The organism is Undibacterium sp. TC9W, assembly GCF_049339865.1.
Lineage (GTDB): Bacteria > Pseudomonadota > Gammaproteobacteria > Burkholderiales > Burkholderiaceae_D > Undibacterium.
This window is the reverse complement of the sequence record NZ_JBMPPJ010000006.1, coordinates 307105-328432: the sequence shown is the minus strand read 5'-3', so window position 1 is coordinate 328432 and position 21328 is coordinate 307105. Positions and strand designations below refer to the sequence as shown.

The 21328-nt window shown below is 52.2% G+C and carries 24 protein-coding genes; 9 read left to right on the top strand and 15 right to left on the bottom strand.

Translation table 11 applies throughout. The features are described from left to right. Positions 1 to 150: 150 nt before the first annotated feature. Positions 151 to 1809 (top strand): methyl-accepting chemotaxis protein, encoded by a 1659-nt coding sequence (locus ACO0LN_RS11350; RefSeq protein ID WP_422973762.1) that lies wholly within the window; start codon positions 151 to 153, stop codon positions 1807 to 1809. Between the two features lie 20 nt (positions 1810 to 1829). After that, positions 1830 to 2105: a hypothetical protein gene (locus ACO0LN_RS11345; RefSeq protein ID WP_422973760.1), complete on the top strand. Its 276-nt coding sequence runs from the start codon at positions 1830 to 1832 to the stop codon at positions 2103 to 2105. Positions 2106 to 2138: 33 nt separating this feature from the next. Here the strand turns inward: ACO0LN_RS11345 and ACO0LN_RS11340 are convergent, their stop codons facing one another. From ACO0LN_RS11340 to ACO0LN_RS11320, 5 genes are all read right to left on the bottom strand, one after another. Continuing rightward, complete coding sequence (locus tag ACO0LN_RS11340; protein ID WP_422973758.1) at positions 2139 to 2570, bottom strand: hypothetical protein; 432 nt, start codon at positions 2568 to 2570, stop codon at positions 2139 to 2141. 111 nt (positions 2571 to 2681) lie between these two features. Further along, positions 2682 to 3008 carry a cell envelope biogenesis protein TolA gene (locus ACO0LN_RS11335; RefSeq protein WP_162042741.1) on the bottom strand — a complete coding sequence of 109 codons (327 nt, stop codon included), beginning with the start codon at positions 3006 to 3008 and terminating at the stop codon, positions 2682 to 2684. A 478-nt stretch (positions 3009 to 3486) separates the two neighbouring features. Then, positions 3487 to 3972 carry a hypothetical protein gene (locus ACO0LN_RS11330; RefSeq protein WP_422973756.1) on the bottom strand — a complete coding sequence of 162 codons (486 nt, stop codon included), beginning with the start codon at positions 3970 to 3972 and terminating at the stop codon, positions 3487 to 3489. 88 nt (positions 3973 to 4060) lie between these two features. Further along, on the bottom strand, positions 4061 to 5212 hold the full coding sequence (locus ACO0LN_RS11325) for a branched-chain amino acid ABC transporter substrate-binding protein (protein ID WP_422973754.1): 1152 nt from the start codon (positions 5210 to 5212) through the stop codon (positions 4061 to 4063). 235 nt (positions 5213 to 5447) lie between these two features. Then, positions 5448 to 6440, bottom strand: a complete 993-nt coding sequence (locus ACO0LN_RS11320; protein ID WP_422973752.1) for a LysR family transcriptional regulator — start codon at positions 6438 to 6440, stop codon at positions 5448 to 5450. 266 nt (positions 6441 to 6706) lie between these two features. Here ACO0LN_RS11320 and ACO0LN_RS11315 point away from each other — a divergent pair, with 266 nt between their 5' ends. Then, positions 6707 to 7294: a hypothetical protein gene (locus ACO0LN_RS11315; RefSeq protein ID WP_422973750.1), complete on the top strand. Its 588-nt coding sequence runs from the start codon at positions 6707 to 6709 to the stop codon at positions 7292 to 7294. 94 nt (positions 7295 to 7388) lie between these two features. Next, entirely contained in the window at positions 7389 to 8288 is a 900-nt protein-coding gene (locus ACO0LN_RS11310; protein WP_422973748.1) for an amino acid ABC transporter substrate-binding protein, read from the top strand. Between the two features lie 12 nt (positions 8289 to 8300). On the opposite strand, the gene ACO0LN_RS11305 is transcribed toward ACO0LN_RS11310, so the two are convergent. Both ACO0LN_RS11305 and ACO0LN_RS11300 read right to left on the bottom strand, forming a co-directional pair. Next, on the bottom strand, positions 8301 to 9476 hold the full coding sequence (locus ACO0LN_RS11305) for a M20 aminoacylase family protein (RefSeq protein WP_422973815.1): 1176 nt from the start codon (positions 9474 to 9476) through the stop codon (positions 8301 to 8303). Between the two features lie 4 nt (positions 9477 to 9480). Beyond that, positions 9481 to 10710: a diaminopropionate ammonia-lyase gene (locus ACO0LN_RS11300; RefSeq protein WP_422973746.1), complete on the bottom strand. Its 1230-nt coding sequence runs from the start codon at positions 10708 to 10710 to the stop codon at positions 9481 to 9483. Positions 10711 to 10833: 123 nt separating this feature from the next. Between ACO0LN_RS11300 and ACO0LN_RS11295 the strand changes: the two genes are divergently transcribed. The 5 genes from ACO0LN_RS11295 to ACO0LN_RS11275 all read left to right on the top strand — a co-directional run bounded on the left by ACO0LN_RS11295 (position 10834) and on the right by ACO0LN_RS11275 (position 16155). Next, the gene (locus ACO0LN_RS11295; RefSeq protein WP_422973744.1) at positions 10834 to 11325 is read left to right on the top strand and encodes an Lrp/AsnC family transcriptional regulator; all 492 of its coding nucleotides are present in this window, start codon (positions 10834 to 10836) and stop codon (positions 11323 to 11325) included. A 353-nt stretch (positions 11326 to 11678) separates the two neighbouring features. Beyond that, positions 11679 to 12434: a gamma-glutamyl-gamma-aminobutyrate hydrolase family protein gene (locus tag ACO0LN_RS11290; protein WP_422973742.1), complete on the top strand. Its 756-nt coding sequence runs from the start codon at positions 11679 to 11681 to the stop codon at positions 12432 to 12434. 36 nt (positions 12435 to 12470) lie between these two features. Next, a complete protein-coding gene (locus ACO0LN_RS11285; protein WP_422973740.1) occupies positions 12471 to 13730 on the top strand; it encodes a D-amino acid dehydrogenase in 1260 nt (419 codons plus the stop codon). A gap of 128 nt (positions 13731 to 13858) precedes the next feature. Then, positions 13859 to 14764 carry an ornithine cyclodeaminase family protein gene (locus ACO0LN_RS11280; RefSeq protein WP_422973738.1) on the top strand — a complete coding sequence of 302 codons (906 nt, stop codon included), beginning with the start codon at positions 13859 to 13861 and terminating at the stop codon, positions 14762 to 14764. A 764-nt stretch (positions 14765 to 15528) separates the two neighbouring features. Then, on the top strand, positions 15529 to 16155 hold the full coding sequence (locus tag ACO0LN_RS11275; RefSeq protein ID WP_422973736.1) for a LysE family translocator: 627 nt from the start codon (positions 15529 to 15531) through the stop codon (positions 16153 to 16155). A 102-nt stretch (positions 16156 to 16257) separates the two neighbouring features. On the opposite strand, the gene ACO0LN_RS11270 is transcribed toward ACO0LN_RS11275, so the two are convergent. From ACO0LN_RS11270 to ACO0LN_RS11235, 8 genes are all read right to left on the bottom strand, one after another. Further along, a complete protein-coding gene (locus ACO0LN_RS11270) occupies positions 16258 to 16704 on the bottom strand; it encodes a hypothetical protein (protein ID WP_422973734.1) in 447 nt (148 codons plus the stop codon). Positions 16705 to 16819: 115 nt separating this feature from the next. Continuing rightward, on the bottom strand, positions 16820 to 17146 hold the full coding sequence (locus ACO0LN_RS11265; protein ID WP_422973732.1) for a hypothetical protein: 327 nt from the start codon (positions 17144 to 17146) through the stop codon (positions 16820 to 16822). 344 nt (positions 17147 to 17490) lie between these two features. Continuing rightward, entirely contained in the window at positions 17491 to 17949 is a 459-nt protein-coding gene (locus ACO0LN_RS11260) for a hypothetical protein (protein ID WP_422973730.1), read from the bottom strand. A gap of 50 nt (positions 17950 to 17999) precedes the next feature. Continuing rightward, positions 18000 to 18518 (bottom strand): hypothetical protein, encoded by a 519-nt coding sequence (locus tag ACO0LN_RS11255; protein ID WP_422973728.1) that lies wholly within the window; start codon positions 18516 to 18518, stop codon positions 18000 to 18002. A 36-nt stretch (positions 18519 to 18554) separates the two neighbouring features. Then, the gene (locus ACO0LN_RS11250; RefSeq protein WP_422973726.1) at positions 18555 to 18752 is read right to left on the bottom strand and encodes a hypothetical protein; all 198 of its coding nucleotides are present in this window, start codon (positions 18750 to 18752) and stop codon (positions 18555 to 18557) included. Then, entirely contained in the window at positions 18752 to 19561 is an 810-nt protein-coding gene (locus ACO0LN_RS11245; protein ID WP_422973724.1) for a hypothetical protein, read from the bottom strand. Before ACO0LN_RS11245 ends, ACO0LN_RS11250 begins: the two co-directional genes overlap by 1 nt. Continuing rightward, positions 19558 to 20454: an ATP-binding cassette domain-containing protein gene (locus ACO0LN_RS11240; protein ID WP_422973722.1), complete on the bottom strand. Its 897-nt coding sequence runs from the start codon at positions 20452 to 20454 to the stop codon at positions 19558 to 19560. Before ACO0LN_RS11240 ends, ACO0LN_RS11245 begins: the two co-directional genes overlap by 4 nt. Before the next feature lie 283 nt (positions 20455 to 20737). Next, positions 20738 to 21256: a hypothetical protein gene (locus tag ACO0LN_RS11235; protein ID WP_422973720.1), complete on the bottom strand. Its 519-nt coding sequence runs from the start codon at positions 21254 to 21256 to the stop codon at positions 20738 to 20740. Positions 21257 to 21328 lie beyond the last annotated feature (72 nt).

Below are 21328 nucleotides of genomic sequence, written 5' to 3'. Positions count from 1 at the left end.
CAAACCGCAGCACCCAGCCAGACCAAGCGCCACGCCAGACAGCCTCAAACAATTGCTGCCTTTGCACTTCGTCCCCAAAAAAAGCTGGAATAGTGCGCCGTTATTCAACAAGTCGTGCCTTGCCACATGCGAGGCTACAAGGGGAAATAAATGAAAATGACACTCAAAGCACGTCTCTTGGCCATCATCGCTCTGATGACGGCATTGATCATCACCGTTGGCATGGTTGGCCTGTTTGGCATGAACTCTTCCAACGCCAGTTTAAAAACCGTCTATGAAGACCGCACCGTCGCACTGGAACAAGTCTCGCGCATAGACTGCCTGCTCTTGCGCAGCCGCTTCCTGATGACCCTGGCTCTGGTGGAAGCCACACCAGAGCAGTTTAAGAAAGCCAATGCCGACATACTGGCGGACCAAAAGACCATAGACCAAGTCTGGGCTGAATACATGGCCACTTATCTGACTCCAGAAGAAAAAACCCTGGCAGGCAAATTTGCGCAACTGCGCGCGCAATATGAAGCACAATTCGTTGCCCCCGTGGTGAAGGCGATGGCAGAAGGTGACGCGCTCAAAACAAAAGAATTGACTATATTGGCCGACAAAAACAAGAAAGACATCAATGCTGCTATCACCGCCCTACGCCAATTGCAGGTAGATGTCGCCAAGTCCGAATACGAAGGCGCAGCAATCAATTACAGCAATATTAAGAATGGCATGCTTGCCGCCATCCTGTTGGGCTGTGCGCTGGCGCTCAGCGCTGGCATGTTACTGATCAGAAATATCTACCGCCAGCTCGGTGGCGAACCTGCATACGCTGCAGAAGTGGTCAAACAAATTGCGGCGGGCGATCTCTCCATCAACATTGCGTTGCGAGGTAATGACCAGACCAGCCTGCTGGCGGCCATGAACGAGATGAAAGACAGCCTGGTGAATACGGTCAATAATATACGCCAATCGACGGATACTATCGCCACAGCCTCTGGTCAGATTGCATCCGGTAACCTGGACTTGTCTTCCCGCACCGAACAGCAAGCCAGCTCCCTGGAAGAAACAGCTTCTTCGATGGAAGAAATGACATCCACCATCAAACACAATGGCGACAATGCCCGTCAAGCCAATCAGTTGGCTTGCGTCGCGTCCCAGGTCGCGGTCAAGGGTGGCAATGTGGTTTCCAAAGTGGTTGAGACCATGGTGCAGATCCATGATTCGTCGAAAAAAATCGTTGATATCATCAGTGTTATTGATGGCATCGCTTTCCAGACCAATATCCTCGCCTTGAACGCTGCGGTAGAAGCTGCCCGTGCAGGTGAACAGGGCCGCGGTTTTGCGGTGGTTGCCTCAGAGGTGCGCAATCTGGCGCAACGCTCTGCCAGCGCCGCCAAAGAAATCAAGACCCTGATCAATGACTCAGTAGAAAAAGTCGATAGCGGCAGCTTATTGGTCAATGAAGCAGGCAACACCATGACAGAAGTCGTTACCGCCATCCGGCGTGTGACTGACCTGATGTCAGAAATCACTGCCGCTGGTAGTGAGCAACAACAAGGCATAGAACAAATCAATCAGGCAATCGCTGACATGGACAATGTGACCCAGCAAAATGCCGCACTGGTAGAAGAAGCCGCCGCCGCTGCCAGCTCACTCGAAGACCAGGCATATCACCTGGTAGATCTGGTCAGCGTATTCAAACTCAGCGACAACACTGCACCAGTGAATGCCACCGTGCATTCCATCAAAAAAGCCAGCAAATCTGCCAGCACAAGTCACAATACCAGACACAGCAACATCAAGTCACTGGCCTTGCAAGCCTGAGCAAGTCCACATAGCATCGCGTGAAAAAACGCGCCCTCTTCATTGAGGGCGCGTTTTTACTTTCCTGCGCAGCACACGGCATAAGCCGCATTGCTTATTTTGCTGCTGGTATTACTGGCTGGTGTTTATGGCTGGTGTTACTGCTTTGCTGGTACCTGCCGCTGCAACTCCGGCCTGTAGGCTGCCTTATAAAGCACCGCTTGTCTGAGCACAAATATGAAGCGTATCCAGTGCCTGGCAACGATCAAAAAAAACGCGCCACATCTCACAATGGCGCGTTTCTCTTTGCTACTTAATTTACTGATCTATTTACGGCTTACGCCGCAAACTTATTTCACTGCTGGCGTTACTGTTTTGCTGGTGCCTGCTGTTGCAACTTTGCCTGCATCAGTTTTCACTTCAGCTTTGACTTCTGGCTTGACTTCTGTTTTCACTTCAGCCTTTGCCTTCACATGTTTTTCATGCTTGGCGTGCTTTTCATGTTTCTCTGCAGTTTTTTCTACTGCTGCAGTTTTAGTCTCAACCGCTGGCGTTACTGCTGTAGTGGTAGTGGTCACTGTGCTCGTTACTGCCTTGCCAGTTGGAGCAGGTGTCGTTACGGCCGGTGTAGCGGTCGTTGCGGCTGTCGTAGTCACTGCTGTTGTTACTGCTACAGGTGCTGCGCTTGTTTTTGCTGGCGTAGTTGTTGCTGCAGGTGTCTGTGCAAATGCGCTACCCATCAAAACAGTAGAAGCGATCAGGGCGGTAATGAGTTTGTTCATGGTAAAAGTCCTTAATATGTCTGTGAGCGGTTTGTTTGTTTTTACTTGATTCACCGGCAGCGCGTGCTGCCGGCAGGTGTTCAAAAATTACTGATTATTTCTGACTAAAACTTATTTCGATGCTGCGCTGGCTGCGGCAGATGCGCCTGCTGCTTTTGCTTCTTTCTTGGTGTGCTTGGTATGCTTGGCAGCTTTTTCACCTGTGTGCATTGCTGGCTTGGCTTCAGGAGCAGATGCTGCTGGTGCTGCAGCAGAAGCACTGGCTGAGGCAGAAGCGGCTACTACTTTAGCTGCTGGTGCAGACTTGGCTACACTCGCTGCGGCAGCGGCTGTTGCTGGTTTGGAAGCAGCAGTAGCAGATGCAGAGGCTGGAGTTTGTGCAAAGGCGCTACCCATAACAACTGTGGAAGCGATGATGGCGGTGATCAGTTTGTTCATGATATTTCCCTCTTTATGTTTAGGTTGCTTGGTTTGCGTTTCGTTTTGCATTCCGTAGTGTTGCTACGTAAGCCAAAAACGCCGCCCGGCTACATTGCGTTGACGCAAAAAACCACAGAACATGGGGCTTAGTGTTGTTGTTCTAAACAGCAGGTAGCTTGTCAACCGATCACCAGGCTCATGCGTTACGCGCGTAGGAACAATAAAAAACGACGCCTGCAAACTGCATGGCGTCGTTTTTTGTAGGGTGCTTCTTGACGCACCATATCTTCAATAATCAGGAAAGCGTAGAAAAACGGTGCGTCAAGACGCACCCTACTGGTTTGCTATCAACTGTAGGAGCGGCTTAACCTGATATGTGTGTTTGACGTCCGGTAGGGTGCGCCATGCGCACCGGTTTTTTGATTTAAATGCCAGCAATATGTTGATCAAGAACGGTGCGCACGGCGCGCCCTACGAATGGTAATTTTCGCTCGTCTCACAAAAAATTCTTGACCTTGCGCACGCCGCGCCTGCCCCAGCGGCGTGCTGTTCTTTGCGACTGGCTGACGCGGTCAAGCTGCACGCAGCGCAGGTGCGAGCTGATGCTCTGGTCTATATTCCACAAGGCCTGGGTGATGAGCAAATCCATTTCCGTGGTGAATTTGCCCGTTACCGGTGCCGTGGTGCTGGCACGCGATGTATCTGTCATGCTGATGCGCCAGGCGTCTTCCAGCGTGATGCCACCCGCAGGTTTGGCGAGGTTCCAGTGCAAGCTGTTTTCTGCTGCGGCGATCAAGCCTTCATCCTGCAGGCGCAGGCAGATTTTGCGGATGGCATATTTGCTCATGCCACAGTGTTTTGCCAGTTGATCCAGCCTCACCTCTGCCGGAGCCGCGGCGACAAAATGTTCGAGCACCCTGGCCAGTTTGCGGAACATGCCGTATTGGGATGCGGGTAAAAATTGTGCTGTGCTCAAACTCATGGCTGGGTCTTTCTTTAATACTCTCTTTGATACTTTCCATGCATGGCGCATACAGACAGCGCAGGCGCCATGCGTACTCACAAAACGATTAATGTGTTACCGCGATCAGTTCGCGTTTGCCACCCTTATAGGTGTACAAAGTCAGGGTGCCGTCACGGATATCGCCACGCGCATCAAATGCGATTTCACCTGTCACGCCCTTGTGGTTGATCTTGGCCAGTTCTGGCAGGTATTTGGCAGGTTCGGCTGAATTGGCTTTTTGCATGGCAGCCACCATGGTCATCACGCCATCGTAGGCATAAGGCGCATTCAACACAACTTCGTGACCATATTTTTTGCTGAAATTAGCCTTGAACTTGACCAGGTCTGCCTTCTTGCCTTCTTCTACCCCACCCGCCTCGGCACAAATCACATTGCCTTCACCGATGGCATCGCCTGCCAGTTGTGCCAGATCTGTCGAGCAAATACCGTCACCGCCCATGAACTTGACTTTCAGGCCCAGTTGCTTGATTTGCTTGAGCATGGGGCCGCCTACTGCATCCATACCACCAAAGAAAATCAAATCAGGATTGGTCGATTTAATGGTGGTCAGGATAGCGCTGAAATTGGTCGCCTTGTCGGTCGTATATTGCCGCGAGACGATCTTGGCAGAGGCGAGCTTGCCCGTCGCGCCTTTGACGAATTCATCTGCCACGCCTTGCCCATACGCGGTGCGGTCATCAATCACGGCGATATTTTTTGCCTTCAGCATTTGCACGGCATAGCGGCCCAGCGTGCCGCCGAGTTGCCCGTCATTGGCAACAACACGGAAAGCCGTCTTGTAGCCCTGCATCGTGTATTGAGGGTTGGTCGCCGAGGGTGAAATTTCCGGGATACCGGCATCGCTGTAAATTTTTGAAGAGGGGATGGTGGTGCCAGAATTCATGTGGCCGATAACGCCATTGACCTTGGCATCTACAAGCTTTTGCGCCACGGTAGTAGCCTGCTTTGGTTCCCCGGCATCGTCTTCTGACAGCAATTCAAATTTGGCCTTCTTGCCGCCTATGGTCACGCCCTTGGCATTGAGTTCATCCACCGCCATGCGAGCGCCCTCTTCGGTATCTTTGCCCATGTGGGCAGATGGCCCGGACAAGGGGCTGACATGGCCTATTCTTACCAGCAGGTCCTGGGCACTGGCATTACCTGCCAGCAGGATGCCTGCAGAAGATGCGGCGACGATGAGTTTGATGGTCGTGGACATAGGTATTCCTCTCTGTATGGGTTTTAAGTATTTGTTTTCGGTTTCGCCTTTCGGTGATGAATGATTGTCTGGCGCATCTCATTGCACAAGGCAATAATTCTAAGGGTATGAATTAGCAAAGCTAATGCGTAAAGACAGGCCACGCCCTGTGCAGGAACGGTGGCCAAGAGGGAAAAGATGGATTAGCAGGGGTAATACTATTGCGCTTGATCTGCTGTTGCAGCAAGCCAGAAAATCAGACCAGGCGGGCAATACCTGACAAAATGGCATTACGCTGTGTTTCAAATTCGCGACACTCTTCGGTCAACCAGTCTTTGAAGATGTTGACAGACTTTTTATTACCCACATGTTCATTGATAACTAAAAAATAAGCCGCACTGGCCTTGACGCAGATAGGCACGGTAGGTATCAACTGACCCTGAGCAAGTTCGTCGAGTATCAATGAAGTACGCGCCATTGCCATGCCCTGCCCATAAGTGGCGGCATTGATGGCGAGGTGCGAGAGATTGTATTGATGGCCGTGGCGCACAAAATCCTGCACCTCGTTGTCATTGCACTGGGTAGCGATACGCATCCACTCGCCCCATTCGGCATAGGGCGGCGCATTTTCCCAGGGTGAATCATCATGCAGCAGGATGTGCCCGGTAAAATCCGATGCCTGCGCCAGCGCCGGGTAACGCGTAAGGTAATCGCTGTTGGCTACCGGCAGCAGGTATTCAGACATCAGCCTGCTGGCATGGTGGTTACTCTGGTCTGGCCCCTGGCCGTACAGCACCAGGATGTCGATGGATTCTGCACTCATCTTCAGCGCACTCATGCCAAACAGCTCACCACGCAAGTGGATTTCTATCTCTGGATACAGCCGCCCAAAACCACTGAGCCTGGGCATGAGCCACATCATCGAGAATGAGGGTGATGAACGTATTGCCACGCTTTTGTTGTTCAGGCTCGGTTGTATCGCCTGCAATTGCAGTTCCAGTTCTTGCAGCAGGCGATTCACCACCCTGTGCAGCTCACTGCCCTCGCGCGTCAGCCGCAGGCTGCGCGTCATGCGTACGAACAGGCGCGCCCCTATCTGCTCTTCCAGCCCCTTGATCTGCTGGCTGACCGCCCCCTGGGTCACATGCAACTCCGCCGCCGCCCGCGTAAAACTGAGGTTGCGCGCTGCGGCATCAAAGTATTTGAGTGCATGTAAAACCAGGGGAGTAACAAGCTTTTGGGTGCGCATGGCGTAGTCTGAGTGTGATGTTTTGGCTGATTATAAGTTTGAAAGCGGGTTGGAGGATATAGGCCTAGGCTTTATTGCAATAAACGAATCAAGCTACCATAGAATCTATTCACGAATCTATTCACTTATCTATTCACCCTGTCACATCTTCACTATGAAGACTGGCTGATTTTATCTATTCATCCTGAAGGCATATCCAACTCAAAACAGCCGTCCTGTTACAATGTAGCAAATATACAAGACATGCCAGACACCGCAAATTCACCATGAGCTACACCCTGTATTTTGACTTGACCCAAAAAGTATGGACAAATTTCCTGACGCCTGTCCCGCTCATTCCCCTGGGCATCGGTGTAGTTGGCATCGCCCTCAATATCTCGCGTAAGCGGCGTGGCCTGCCTGCGTATAGCTGGAGTTCACGCCCGGATAGACCAGCCCCTTTTCTACCCTATCTCTTTCTCGGTATTGGCCTGCTCACAAGCTGGGTGGCATTTCGGGACGGTTATCTTGCCTACACAGAGCTGCGCGCTGAATATGATGCAGGAAAATGCGAAATCATCGAAGGCAAGATTGAGAACCTGGTTTTGCATAAAAAGAAGGGGGACCCGCCAAGTTCATTTGATGTCTGGCCCAAACACTACCCCTATCGAAGGTGGCTTAATACCGCCGCCTTTCATGTTAGCGGAAGTGACAATGACCCCATCAAGGAAGGCCTGCAAGTCAGGATCACTGATTGCAGCGGTGCCATCGTCAAACTGGAAATCGAGAGAGATGTAGCAACGGCCCAGGCAATCGTGGATACTCCAAATGACCCGGTAGCCATACCAGCCGTCAGCGGCAGCAAAACCCAATAGCCCTGCTAATAGGCCTGATTAGAAATTTTCGTTTGTTGAGCAAGGCTGCAAGCCCCCACAATCGCCAGCATCTTGAACACGATGGGGAAATTTCATGCAGGCCCACTCTACCCGCAAACTGACAGTCATTTTTTTGATGGCCGCTATCAGCATCAGCAACTCAGCAATGGCGGGCGAGACGCTGGAACGTATCACCCGCAGTGGCAGGATCGTGCTGGCAACCAGGGAGGCGTCGATTCCTTTCTCATATAAGGACAATCATGGCAAACCCCTGGGTTATACGGTGGACATCTGCCTCAAACTGGTCGATGCCATCAAGCTGCAACTGAAGCGGCCTGATCTGCGCATAGACTATATGCAGGTGACACCGTCCAGCCGTTTCAAGGCCATCATTGAGGGTCAGGCGGATCTGGAATGCGGGCCTACCACCAACACTGCAGAGCGGCGTGCGCTGGTGGGTTTTACGATTGCGAATTTTATTGCCAGCGCGAAGATGCTCGTGAAAAAAGATTCTGGCATACGCAACTGGGCAGACTTGCGCAACAAGACCATCGTCACTACCACGGCCACCACCAATGCCAAATCGATAGCTGAACGTAATGATGTAGGTGCCTTGCGCATCACCCTGCTGGAGGCGAAGGATGACCTGGAATCTTTCCACCATGTTGAAACCGGCAAGGCCGATGCCTTTGCGATGGACGATGTCTTGCTGTATGGTCTGAAGGCCATGTCACGGCACCCGGCAGACTACCAGGTCGTCGCCAGCCCGCTGACAGTGGAGCCGTATGCCATCATGTTTTCCAAAAATGATGTCGAACTGAAAAAGCTCATGGACGCAGAAATGGCCAGGATCATTTATAACGGCGATGTCGAGAAGCTATACAAGAAATGGTTCAACAACCCCATCCCGCCATCTGGTGTGAATCTGGATATGCCGATGAATGCACTATTGCGAAATTCGTTTCAGTTTCCGTCTGATAAGGTGGCGGATTGAGCTTGTGCTGCCTCAATCTGCCTTCAAATCCAGCCGGACAATCTCAGCAAAATACTGCGCACCCGTCGCCAGGATTTCGTCATTGAAATCATAGCCCGCATTGTGCAAGGGAATACCGCCCTGGTCGAGCGCCACACCATTGCCAATGAAACTGAAATTACCCGGCACGACTTGCAGGAAAGCGCCAAAATCTTCAGAAATCATCATGGGCTGCACGTTGGCATCGACCTTGTCTTTGCCCGCGATGTTGGCAGCGGCCCTGGTGGCGACATCGACAAACTCAGTTGAATTAACAGTTGGGGCAAATTCATGGGTATATTCAAACACGCATTCTGCACCGTGCATGTGGCAAATTCCCTCACTGATGTCGCGCATGCGCTGTTCCAGCATCGCTTGCACCTCTCGCGAATAACTGCGGGTATCGCCCTTGATGATGACGTTCGATGGAATCACGTTTCTGATGCCGTCAGTGATGAATTCAGTACAGGAGATCACTGCCTGCAAACCCGGATCAAGATTGCGCGAGACGATGGTTTGCAGGGCCAGCACGATTTGCGAAGCGATGACGATAGGGTCTATGCCCATGTGCGGTCTGGCTGCATGGGTGCCACGTGCCTTGATGTGGATGACGAAATTATCTTCTGATGCCATGATGCCGCCTGCGCGGGTGGCAAAAGAGCCCGCAGGCATGCCCGGCATATTGTGCACACCAAAAATCGCAGCTACGGGGAAACGCTCAAACAGGCCATCCTGCATCATGGCCTTTGCGCCGCGCCCGTGTTCTTCTGCCGGTTGAAAGATAAAACGCACCGTGCCGTTGAAGTCTGGCCTGGCGGTCAATAACCTGGCAGCGCCCAGCACCATGGCCATGTGGCCGTCGTGACCGCAGGCGTGCATTTTGCCGTGCGTGCATGAGGCATGTGGCCTGCCGGGCGCGTTCTCGGTGATGTGCAGGGCATCCATGTCGGCGCGCAAGCCTATCGCCCGCTTGCCAGTACCTGCGCCATTGCCTGCGCTCAGGCTGGCGACCAGCCCGGTGCCACCTATGCCGCGATACACTTCCAGCCCCATGTCCTGCAAGGCTCTGGCGACATAATCAGCGGTTGCCACTTCTTCAAAACCTGTCTCTGGATGCTGGTGCAAATGCTTGCGCCAGGCCAGCAATTCTGCCTGCAATGTAGATTCCAATGATTCATTCATGATGCCTGTCCTTCCAGGAATTTTGTTGGGCAAGTACAGCATGTGCCGATATGCCAAGCAGTTCGTGATATACCGTGGCCGCAGTTGCGCCTTCTGTATTGATGACCAGTACCCTCGAGCTGGCATCCAAACCCACCTGCTTCATGCAGACCTTGTTGCTGCAAATGCTCAACAGGCCTGCCAGACCCGCCACGCCAGATTCACCGGCGGCTATGGGTATATCCGCCTCGCTACCTGCGGCCAGCACGCGCATGGCCTGGATGGCGAGTTCATCTTCTATCGTCAAAAAATAATCTACCGCAGGCTGCAAGAAACGCCAGGCCAAAGGCGAAGTCTCGCCACATGCCAGGCCCGCCATGACAGAGTCGATAGAACCCAGTGCCCTGCTCGCCCGGCCATGCAGCGCGCTTTGGTAAAGGCAATCTGCCTGCGCAGGCTCGACCACGATGAAGCGCGGGCGGTTTGCCCCATACAATTCCCAGAAATAGCTGACAATTCCCGCCGCCAAACCGCCGACGCCGCCCTGCAAAAAGATGTGGGTATAAGCGCTTTTCCCATCATGCGCGGCACCTTGCTCCACCAGCTCGGCAGCAATGGTGCCATAGCCTTGCATGACATCACGCGGGATATCTTCATAGCCTTCATACGAGGTATCTGAAATCACCTGCCAGCCATTGGCGCTTGCCAACTCTGCGGCCACTGTTACCGATTCATCATAATTGCCTTTGATGCGCACTATGCGGGCACCATAGGCCGCAATTGCCGCCTCGCGCTCTGCACTGACATGCGCATGCAAGACTATCACGCACTGGCAGCCTGCAGAACGGGCAGCCGCTGCCAGGCTGCGCCCGTGATTGCCATCGGTAGCGCTGATGACGGTGTAGTCTTGCAGCAGATGTGCATAACGGCCTGCCAGCACCTGCTCAGGCACAATATCCTGCGCAGGATAAAGCCGCAAAACCTGCCTGATCAACGCGACAGGCGCACCCAGTGCCTTGAAACTGCCCAGTGGCGAGCGGACTGATTCATCCTTGACATGAATGGCCCCCACCTGCAATTTACCGGCCAGATCAGGCAAGGCATACAGCGGCGTTGCAGCGCGGGCCAGCTCTGCCCACGGTGCCAGCCAGCGCTGGCTTTGCTGTGCACTCTCTATGTTCATGATGGCTGCAAGATCAACAGGATAAGGCCGGCGTACAGCGTGTGGGTTGGATAACAGCATGCTTGTTCCTGACATTAGGGGTAAGATCGACTGAAATAATATTCCGCAACCGGTGGTAAGATTTACGAAAATGACGCAGATATACGCAAATTCTTTGCATAAAATGAGATTACAGAACCATAGATGACTACCCTGGACAATTTTGACCGCCGCCTGCTGGCGGAAATCCAGCAAGACAGCAGCCTGCCACAAAGCACTTTGGGAGAAAGGGTTAATCTCTCCACCGCCGCAGTTAACCGCCGCCTGAAGCGCCTGAGTGACGACAAGGTCATAGAACGCTACAGCGCACAACTGCGCCCCGATGCACTAGGCTACCCGCTGACTATCGTCGTCGAAGTGGAGGTGGAAAACGAACGCATGGATTTGCTCGACGCCATGAAAGCCGCCTTTCTCGCCTGCCCTCAGGTGCAGCAATGTTATTACGTTGCAGGCGAATGTGATTTTGTCCTGATCTTCATCGTGCGCGACATGGCGCAATACACCGAGCTGACCCGCCAGCTTTTCTTTGAAAGCAATAATGTCAAACGGTTCAAAACCCTTGTGGCGATGAGCAGGGTGAAGACGGGGCTGGATGTGCCGGTGGATGATATTGACGTTAATAGTTCTTCGAAATAATTTTCGAGTATAAAATGCCATGAAAATTCCCTCCCCTTCAAGGGAGAGGGTTAGGGTGGGGATGGGTTTCGGTTGATTGTCGGAAAATGATATTGCGTCAGAAACCCATCCCCATCCCAACCTTCCCCTTGAAGGGGAAGGAGTCCAAAAAAATCCGCCGCGCAGCTTGCAAGTTAATTGGAAAACGAAAAAACTTAAACATCTGGTAACACAGCTCTTCGCTCAAAAAAATCAAACAATCCCATGCATTAGAAAAACTAATGCCAGAACATAGAATTCATGGTTTGCGTTAAGTATTTTGAACAGGGATGATGGCAACATCAAACCCATCAAAAACAATCAAAACAAGACCCATGACCAGCTCTCCACCGCCCCGCATAGGCATCACCCCCGACCGCAGCGCTGCCGCAAGCGATATCGAAGCCCTGTTCTTTGTGCGCCGCAATTATTGCGCAGCAATCAGTGACAATGGCGGCGTACCGCTGGTGCTGCCTTATGACATGGATGCGGTAGAGACTTACCTCGACCAGATCGATGGCCTGCTCATCACCGGCGGCATGTTCGATGTCGATCCTGCCCTGTACGGCATGCCCGCCCGCTATCCTGAAAAAATGGCACTCAAGGAAGACCGCACCGCCTTTGAACAAGCCATGCTGCGTGCCGCCATTGCACGTGACATGCCAGTGCTGGGCATCTGCGGTGGCATGCAACTGATTGCCGTTGAGATGGGTGCGACACTGCTGCAGCACATCCCTTCTGACATTGCCACCAGCATAGAGCATAAGCAGGCGGAAGATTGCGATCTGGCCAGCCATGCCATCCACATCCGCCAGGACAGCAAGTTGCGGGCGATTCTGGGTGTGGAAAACTGCGAAGTCAACAGCCTGCATCATCAGTCCGTCGCTTCCTCTACCGACAAGGTCAAGGTGGCAGCAGTGGCCGATGATGGCGTGGTGGAAGCCATAGAAGTGCCGTCGCTATCATTTTGCATGGGGGTGCAATGGCACCCTGAATACCGCGTCAATGCCAGCGAAAAAAACCTGTTCACTGCCCTGCTTGCAGCGGCGAGGGAAAGCGCTGCACGCCACCTGGCTGCGATCAGCGCCTAATTTATTTTCACTTATTCAGTACTCATTAAGACCACTATGAAAGTTTGTATTATCGGCGCAGGTGTCATCGGCCTCACCACCGCCTACGCACTGGCAAGGCGTGGCCATGATGTCAGCATTGTCGAGGCGCATGACGGTGCCGGAGAAGGTGCCAGCTTTGGCAATGGGGCGCAGCTCAGTTACTCTTATGTTGCGCCGTTGGCGGATGCCTCAGTCTGGGCCAGCATGCCTTCTTATCTGTTGAACCCCGATTCGCCTTTAAGCTGGCGCCCCGCCCTTGAGCTGGCGCAATGGAAATGGTTGTGCAGTTTTTTACTCGCCTGCAACCAGCGCAAATCGCGGCAGACTACGACAGAGCTGTTGCGCCTGGCATTCTATAGCCGCAACTGTCTGGCGAATCTACAGGCACAACTGGCGCTGGATTTTGATTTGCGCCAGGCAGGCAAGCTGGTCATGTATTCATCTGATGTTGCGCTCAAGGCTGCGGCTGCGCAAGTCGCTTACCAGGCGCAACTGGGTTGTGAGCAGCAAGTTTTATCAACCCAGGCTTGTCTCGATATAGAACCTGCGCTGGCACATGCAGCCGCCCGCTGGGTGGGCGGCGTTTATACGCCATCTGAAGATGTTGGCGACTGTGCGCGCTTTTGCAGACAATTGTCGCAGGCATTGATACACAATTATCCTAAGGTGAAGTTCCTGTACCACACCCAGGTCAATGGCATGCTCGTGCAGGCAGGCAAACTGCAGGCGCTGCAAACCAGCCAGGGCGATATCAGTGCAGATGCCTATGTGCTGGCAAATGGTTCGCATGCTGCCACCCTGGCTGCCAGGGCTGGCTTGCACCTGCCCGTGTATCCGCTCAAGGGCTACAGCATCACGCTGGATGCGCCAGCGGCTGATGCCAGCCTGCCCAGCGTCAGCATTACCGACAGCGCCAGAAAAATCGTCTATGCCCGCATAGGTGATCGCCTGCGTGTGGCAGGCCGGGTAGAAATTGTCGGCCACGACATGCAGATCAATGCGGCACGCGCGCGCAGCCTGCTCACAGAAACACAAGCGCTCTTCCCTGGTGTCACCATCAGTGCAGACGCTGATGCAATACGCCCCTGGGTAGGCATGCGCCCCGCAACGCCCACTGGCATCCCTATCATAGGCGCATCACCGGTCAGCAATCTCTATCTCAATACAGGCCATGGCGCACTTGGCTGGACCCTCGCTTGCGGCAGCGCCGAACTGCTGGCCCAACAAATCGACGGCGAGCAAAATGCGATTGACGCCAGCCCCTATCACTATTAAGAGGCTGTTGCAAAATTAAGATGGCTAGGCGCCCCCGGCTAGGTGTCGCCGACGCAGGCAGTACTTTAGTACGACAAGGAGGCGCAACAACGCCAGGTTAATTTTTCAACAGACTCTAAGGAAACCACATGCAAGTCATCACTAATGAACAAGTCGCATCACTTTTGACAGTCAAGGACGCCATCACCGTCATGCGCGAGGCCTTTGCCCACTATGCGACCGCAGGTGCTATGCAGGAGCGGGTACGCATAGACAGCGGCAAAACCAAGCTCAGCGCCATGGGTGCCGTCATCCCCGGGCTGAATGCTGCTGGTGCCAAAATTTATTCCACCATCAATGGCAGGTTCACGTTCGTGATTGTGCTTTTCGCGGCTGACGATGGCCGCCTGCTGGCCGTGATGGAAGGCGACACCATGACAGAATTCCGCACCGCTGCCGTCACCGCCGTCGCTGCCGACAAGCTGGCGCGGCAAGATGCCACCACCCTGGCCATCTTTGGCACCGGCATACAGGCCCGCGCCCACGTCCCCGCCCTGCTGGCCGTGCGCAATTTCAAAGAAGTGCTGGTGGTCGGCATAGAAGGCCAGGACGCTTTTGCACAGCACATCGCCACGCAATACGGCATCCCCGCCCGCGCCACCAGCGCTGCTGAAGCCGCCAGCCAGGCCGACGTCATCCTCACCGCTACACGATCAGCCACACCGCTGTTTGATGGCAATGATGTCAAACCCGGTGCCTTTGTCGCCGCCATCGGTTCCAGCAAACCTGACACCCGCGAAGTCGATGACATCCTGATACGCCGTGCCAGCAAGATCGTCGTTGAATGGAAAAAACAGGCGGCCTATGAAGCAGGTGATTTGCTCCTGTGCGACCAGAACAGCTTTGCTTGGGACGATGTGCTGGAGATGACTGACGTGGTGCAAGGCACAGGCATACGCAGCAATGAATCTGACATCATTCTCTACAAGGCCATAGGTGTAGGGCTGGAAGACGTGGCGCTGGCGGAGTTTGTATATCGCAAGTTGGCGGAGTAAATTTTTCTTGTAGGGTGCGCCGTGCGCAACATCGTTGATTTTATTCAGCGAATTGGAAACACAAACGGTGCGCACGGCGCACCCTACAAGTTGGCAGTCAAGCTACCTCAACGGACTTTACTCACATGGATCCCAGCCTCCGCTGGGATGACATTACAAACGTCGGTCGAATTTCCCGGCTTCAATACAGCCGTGCATGCAAAGTCGTCATTCCAGCGCAGGCTCACTGCTGTCCGGAATAATTATCTTGACTCATTCGGAGAGTCAAGTAAGAACAGCGTCCCGGCGAGTCTTCTACGTCGAAGACTTAATTCTGCAATTGAATAATTTTTGTCAGCGATCATGCTTGAAACTCCTTCCCCTTCAAGGGGAAGGTTGGGATGGGGATGGGTTTCTGTAGCAAAATCATTTACAACCAATCGACTGAAACCCATCCCCACCCTAACCCTCCCCTTGAAAGGGAGGGAATTTACTCGTTATTGTTTGTCAAGGACATTATTCTGGACAGCAGTGAGCGCAGGCTGGAATTTAGTGGCGTCCGTCGTACTCCTTAAAGGTTGCTATAAGCGCGTAAGCCGCTCACGTGTAATGGGCATGCGCGACATGCTCTCATCGGCATAAGGTATGCCATAACATGAATGCCGTATCGCCAGGAAAAATATCTTTGCCGTATGCGGCCTGCACCGCATTTTGCAGCAAACATATAGTCGACATGGCGTCTGCTGTAAAATTACGCATCCATCTCCCAACAGCCAAGGACACCCATGGAAAATTTCACTCCCCTGCTCGGCATCTGCGCCGCACTCACTGTCGGCGTCGTCAGCCCCGGCCCCAGTTTTGTGATGATAGCCCGCACCGCGATGGCATCTACCCGCGCCGAGGGCGTCAGTGCTGCGATAGGCATGGGCATGGGTGGTACACTGTTTGCGCTGGCGGCCTTGCTGGGCTTGCAGGGTGTGTTGCTGGCTTTGCCTGTGCTGTTTATCGCGCTCAAGGTATTGGGTGGGCTTTACCTGGCATACCTGGGCTTTAAAATCTGGCGTGGTGCGGCTGAGCCTTTGCAGATTGCTGTTACTGAAGCATCGGGTGAACGCAATTTACGCAAATCACTGTTACTGGGTTTTACTACCCAGGTCAGCAATCCAAAAACATCGATCGTGTATGCCAGCGTGTTTGCCGCCTTCATGCCCGCCACGCAAAGCCTGGGTTTTGATGTCTTGCTGCTGTCTTGTGTCTTCATCATAGAAGCCAGCTGGTATGCGATAGTCGCCGTTGCCTTATCTTCAGAAAAACCGCGCACTACTTATCTGCGCTACAAGCAATGGCTGGACCGCGTTGCCGGTGGTGTCATGATGGCGCTGGGGATCAAGTTGGTGGCATCGGCGCGCTGATACCAGGCTCATCTGTTGCGCATAACAAAAGACGCTTCATCGCGAATGATGAAGCGTCTTTTTTTACGACCTGATATTGCCTGCTGCTAAAAACCCTGCAACTTATTTTGTTGCTGGTGTTGCTGTCTTGCCTGTGCCTGCTGTGGCGACTTTAGCTGTGTCAGTTTTGACTTCGGCTTTTACTTCTGGCTTGACTTCAGTTTTCGCATCTGTCTTCACTTCAATTTTTGCCTTCGCATGCTTTTCATGGGCGACATGCTTGGCATGCTTCTCATGTTTCTCTGCTGTTTTTTCCACTGCTGCAGTTTTGACTTCTGGCGTTGCTGGTGTAACTGCCGGCGCAGTTGCAGGCGTTGTTACAGATGTAGCTGCGGCCGTGGTGTTTGTTGCCATTGCAGTCGTTACTGCCTTGCCAGCTGGTGTTGCTGTGCTTGTTGCAACTGTTGCTGCTTTTGCTGGCGTAGTTGCTGCAGTAGTTGCCGGTGTCTGTGCAAATGCGCTACCCATCAAAACTGTGGAAGCGATCAGGGCGGTAATGAGTTTGTTCATGGTGATAATCCTTAATTTTCTGTGAGCGATTTGTTGGTTTTTGCCTGATTGCCCGGCAGCGTCTGGCTGCCGGTATGCAATCTGAAGCTATACTTATTTGATGCTTATTTGATGCTTATTTCGATGCTGCGCTGGCTGCTGCAGATGCGCCTGCTGCTTTTGCTTCTTTCTTGGTGTGCTTGGTATGCTTGGCAGCTTTTTCACCTGTATGCATTACTGGCTTGGCTTCAGGAGCAGATGCTGGCGGTGTTACTGCAGAAGCACTGGATGATGCAGAAGCGGCGACTACCTTGGCTGCTGGTGCAGATTTCGCTACGCTCGCTGCTGCTGCGGCTGTTGCTGGCTTGGAAGCAGCAGTAGCAGATGCGGAAGCTGGTGTTTGTGCAAAGGCGCTACCCATAACAACTGTGGAAGCGATGATGGCGGTGATCAGTTTGTTCATGATATTTCCCTCTTTATGTTTGGGTTGCTTGCTAAGTTTTGTACTTCGTTTTGCGTTTCGTTTTGCGTCTCGTAGTCACGCTACGTAAGCCAAAAACGCCGCCCGACTACATTGCGTTGACGCAAAAAACCACAGGACGTGGGGCTTAGTGTTGTTGTTCTAAACGGCATGTCACCTGTCAACCGATCACCAGGTTCATGCGTTACGCGCGTAGGAACAATAAAAAACGACGCCTGCAAACTGCATGGCGTCGTTTTTTTGTAGGATGCGTCTTGACGCACCATATCGTCAATCATCAGGATGGATCAAAGAGAAAAATGGTGCGTCAAGACGCACCCTACTGGCTACTTTACAGCCTCAATTTTCTTCTTCATGAAGTCAAATAACTCTTCATTCAACTCAGTGATCTTGAGGAACAAAGGAATGTATTTCAGTGCGACAGTACATGCTTGCACTGGATCATCCTTGACATCTTTTGCTCCTAATTCATTTTGAACCATCATCACGGAAAGTTGCTGCTCTTGAAGCTTCAGGCTGAGATATACGTATTGTCCGTTCTCCTGCATTTTCTTTAAGAATTCAGATTTCTGTACTTTTGTCCATCCAAGCGCATCTGTCTTCACATTAAATGATTGCAGAGTCTCATCAAGCCTTGTTTTCTGTTGCGCTTTATTGGCAGAGATATCCGCTTTCATTTTCGCAGCCGTGACGCGTACAGCTTCTTCATTTTCACATTGCGCCAAGGCCATATTGCTAAACAAAAAAATGACCGATGCAAGTATGCAAATTTTATGTATTTTCATGACAGTTTTTTAAATGCAAATAATTAAACGATGAAGTCAATGACTGACATTTATTTTTCCTTGTCAAAACGCGCCAATCTGAAAAATTCTGGTTTCCCGGTTATTTTTACATTTTCACCCAGGTCCAGCAAAATTTGCTGTGGCAAGCGCCCTGGATGTACATCCAGATCACCAAAAGGCATCTGCACGTCGAGTTGATTGATCTGCGCGCCTTCTTTTACAGAATAAGTGATAGCACAGCATTCTTTTTTTGGTGGTGATACACAGGCAGATACCAGCCTGAGCTGGTTGACCTTCAAACTATCGACCTCTATATGAGAGTCGCAATCACGGACGAGCACTTCCAGCGAGGTATCAGGTGCTGTGAAACTGCCCGAGATTTCTGCATTTGAAGCACCGGTAAGCTCCAGCCTTCTTACATTCACCGGGAGACGGATTTCCAATTCCTCAGACCTGTAATGTCTCAAGTCCGATTTGCTCGAATTTAATCGGATGTAAAAGGCATCAGCAGCCGCTTGCATGCTGACAGCAATCTGCAAATTCGGGTTGGCTACTTTTGCCTGCGTCATGCCAGGCTCAAAGATGAGTTTGATCTTTCTGACACCTCAATGAATTGCAAGCTGAGTTTCGATCACTACTCTGGTATGCTGGCCCAGGTCAGCATATTGTTCCTTGACATGGACGATCTCGGCTTGAGCCAGCCGCTCTTTGCTCAAATAACCCAGCATATAATTGCCAGCGAGATACCAGACAAAGGCGAACGCAAATAGCCAGATGCCTGCTTTGGAAAAATGACGCGACATCATGCCACCTCCCTTTCCCTGATATGAAAATAAAGTGCAATCCATAACAGCACGGGTACACCTACCCACAGGCCAATAGAAAGTGCATATTCCATCGGCGTATAAATGTAATCTTCGGTGTAACGGTAATCCCTCATGAATATACCGGTTTGCGGAGCAATCCCCATCAGCAGCGTCAGTATGCCCAGGAAAAAAGTCGCCAGTACCGTGCGCAACACGGGCGAACGCCTGAAGTAAACCGCGCCACCAGCCACCAGCGCCTGTGCAAATGACAGCAGCAAAAAGGAAAATGCCTGGGTAAGGTGCGTTTCCTCAACGCCCGTGGCATTGCTGGTCGTCACAAAGGGAAAGAAAAATCGGAAATCCTTGCTGCAATGCTCACAGACTGTCAAATTCTCCGTCACCGCCTTGGCCAGTTGGATCACGGGATAATGTATCGCCACATACAGCAGGCTGTAAGTCAGCGGGTACAGGATGCCTATCACCAGAAAAGCCATGAGCCATTTTTCAAATACCGAGCCAGGGCGCATCAAGGCAATCAGACAGGCACCAGGGTTTTGCAGGTACTTGAAATGCCGCCACGCAAAAATCAATGCTGAACCCCAGAGACCCGTCATATACCAGAATGCCTGCCCACCGTAAGTGAACTGATAATTACTACGCAAACCATCGAGAGAAACTGTCAACACCATCACTACCAGGTCCAGCCCCACCAGGGCCCCGAAAAACCATGCATATTCCCGCCAGCTCTCGGCCCAGTGGGCGCGCAGCAGGCGGCCAAAACGTTGTATGTCAAAAAAATCTGTCATTGCAAATCCTTGGCAGCTTGTAACTGAGATTGAGACTGAAGCTGGGATTGAGGTTGCCGATAATTCGCCACCGCATCCAGCACACCCTGTTTATTGATGCTCAGCGCCTTGTACAATAATTCGAGATTAACAGCGCCCGGCTCACCCGTGGTATTGCGCGCAATATATGCCCATTGCTGGCCATACGCTTCCAGGTAAATGCTGCCAACTGTATCGGCCTGGCTATCAGCTACACCGAGTTGCAAGGCATGTTGCAGCGTCGCCATACTGGCTGACAGGGCGAGTTTGCCGCCATCAACGAACAGCACATGGTGCATCAGGCTCTCAAGATCATGCGCCTGATGGGTGCTGATGATCACGGTACGGTTCGCATGTTCCTTGCCACCAAGGATAGTCTTGAATTGCGAGCGCCCGACAATATCGAGGCCATTGGTGGGCTCATCCATCAGCAGCAGGGGCGTGTGCGTTGCCAGGGCAAAGGCAATGACGGCCTTCTTCTTTTGCCCCAAGCTCATCGCAGCAAAACCCTTGTCACGCGGGATTTCAAAGATATCGGCATACTGCGCAAAATCACTGCCTGAAAAACGCGGATAAAACGGCGCATGCGTCTTTTGCAGCACGGCCATGCTGATATCGGGCAGATGAAATTCTTCCGGCACGACATACACCTGCTCCAAAAAGGTCGGCAGGCGCGCTGCTGGCCTGTAGCCCAGCACCTCCACCTGCCCGCCATGCGGGAACAGCAAACCCGACAAAATCTTCAGCAGCGTCGATTTACCACTGCCATTGCGGCCAAACAGGCCATACACACCAGGCTTGTCCAGCGCCAGCGAAAAGTCGTCATAGACGCGCTTCTTGCCATACTCAAATTGTAGTTGCGTGACTTTGATCATCAATTTCCTTAAAGTGCTTTGTTTGCGTCATGTTGCGTCATGGTGCATGTTGTGCATGAAGCTGGCCGCGAAAACAATGGAATGAATATAAGCATCCATGCCAGCAACAGTTTGCGTATCAAAGGCAGAAGTGTATTACTATTTTGAAAACAGTGGGAGATTTTGGTCGCAGTTGCAATCATCGAAGTTGAAAAGCGCAAGACACATCAAAGCGCCATCCCCAATGAAAACATTGATCTGAACGTGTGATGATCTCAGGTGGTGTTGTGAGGCGTATGCTGAATCAGGGATTTTCTATCGTCTCAAGCCATGCAATATCTGCGCCACAGCGCTGCATCCTTACGTGAAGACCATCTCTCAAGATCCCGCCATTGCCTGCGGCCTGGTGAAAACCGGGTGAGGAATCAAAAGCTGAGTAAGCCAGGTGGGCATTGCCAACGTCAAAACTTTCATTTCCCTTGCCTTTCGCATGCAGGCCTGGATGAAAATTCTTTATCGTGCCATCAATCAATTCACAGCTTCTGCTCTCGTAGGCCGAACGCAATGACGCGTAATCGTAATATGTTTTTGCAATAATCAGCACACTGAGCAGCGCACCTGCACCCATGACCTTGAACGGGAAAGCAGGTCCAGACTCTGCTCCCCGGCGGCGCCAATTCATACAAGGATAACCACGGCGCTTTCGCCATGCATCGACAAAAAGCATCAAGCAAGCAATCACAATAAGGACGAACCCGGCGTTAAAAAACAGCGTCACATCATAGGCAGTCTTTGTTATATCGAAAAGGACGGTTGAGCGCATGTTCTTGTGTCTTGCAAAAATTCGTGATCTAACAATACGATAGGTCAGGCTACCACGGAGCGCAAGAGAAAG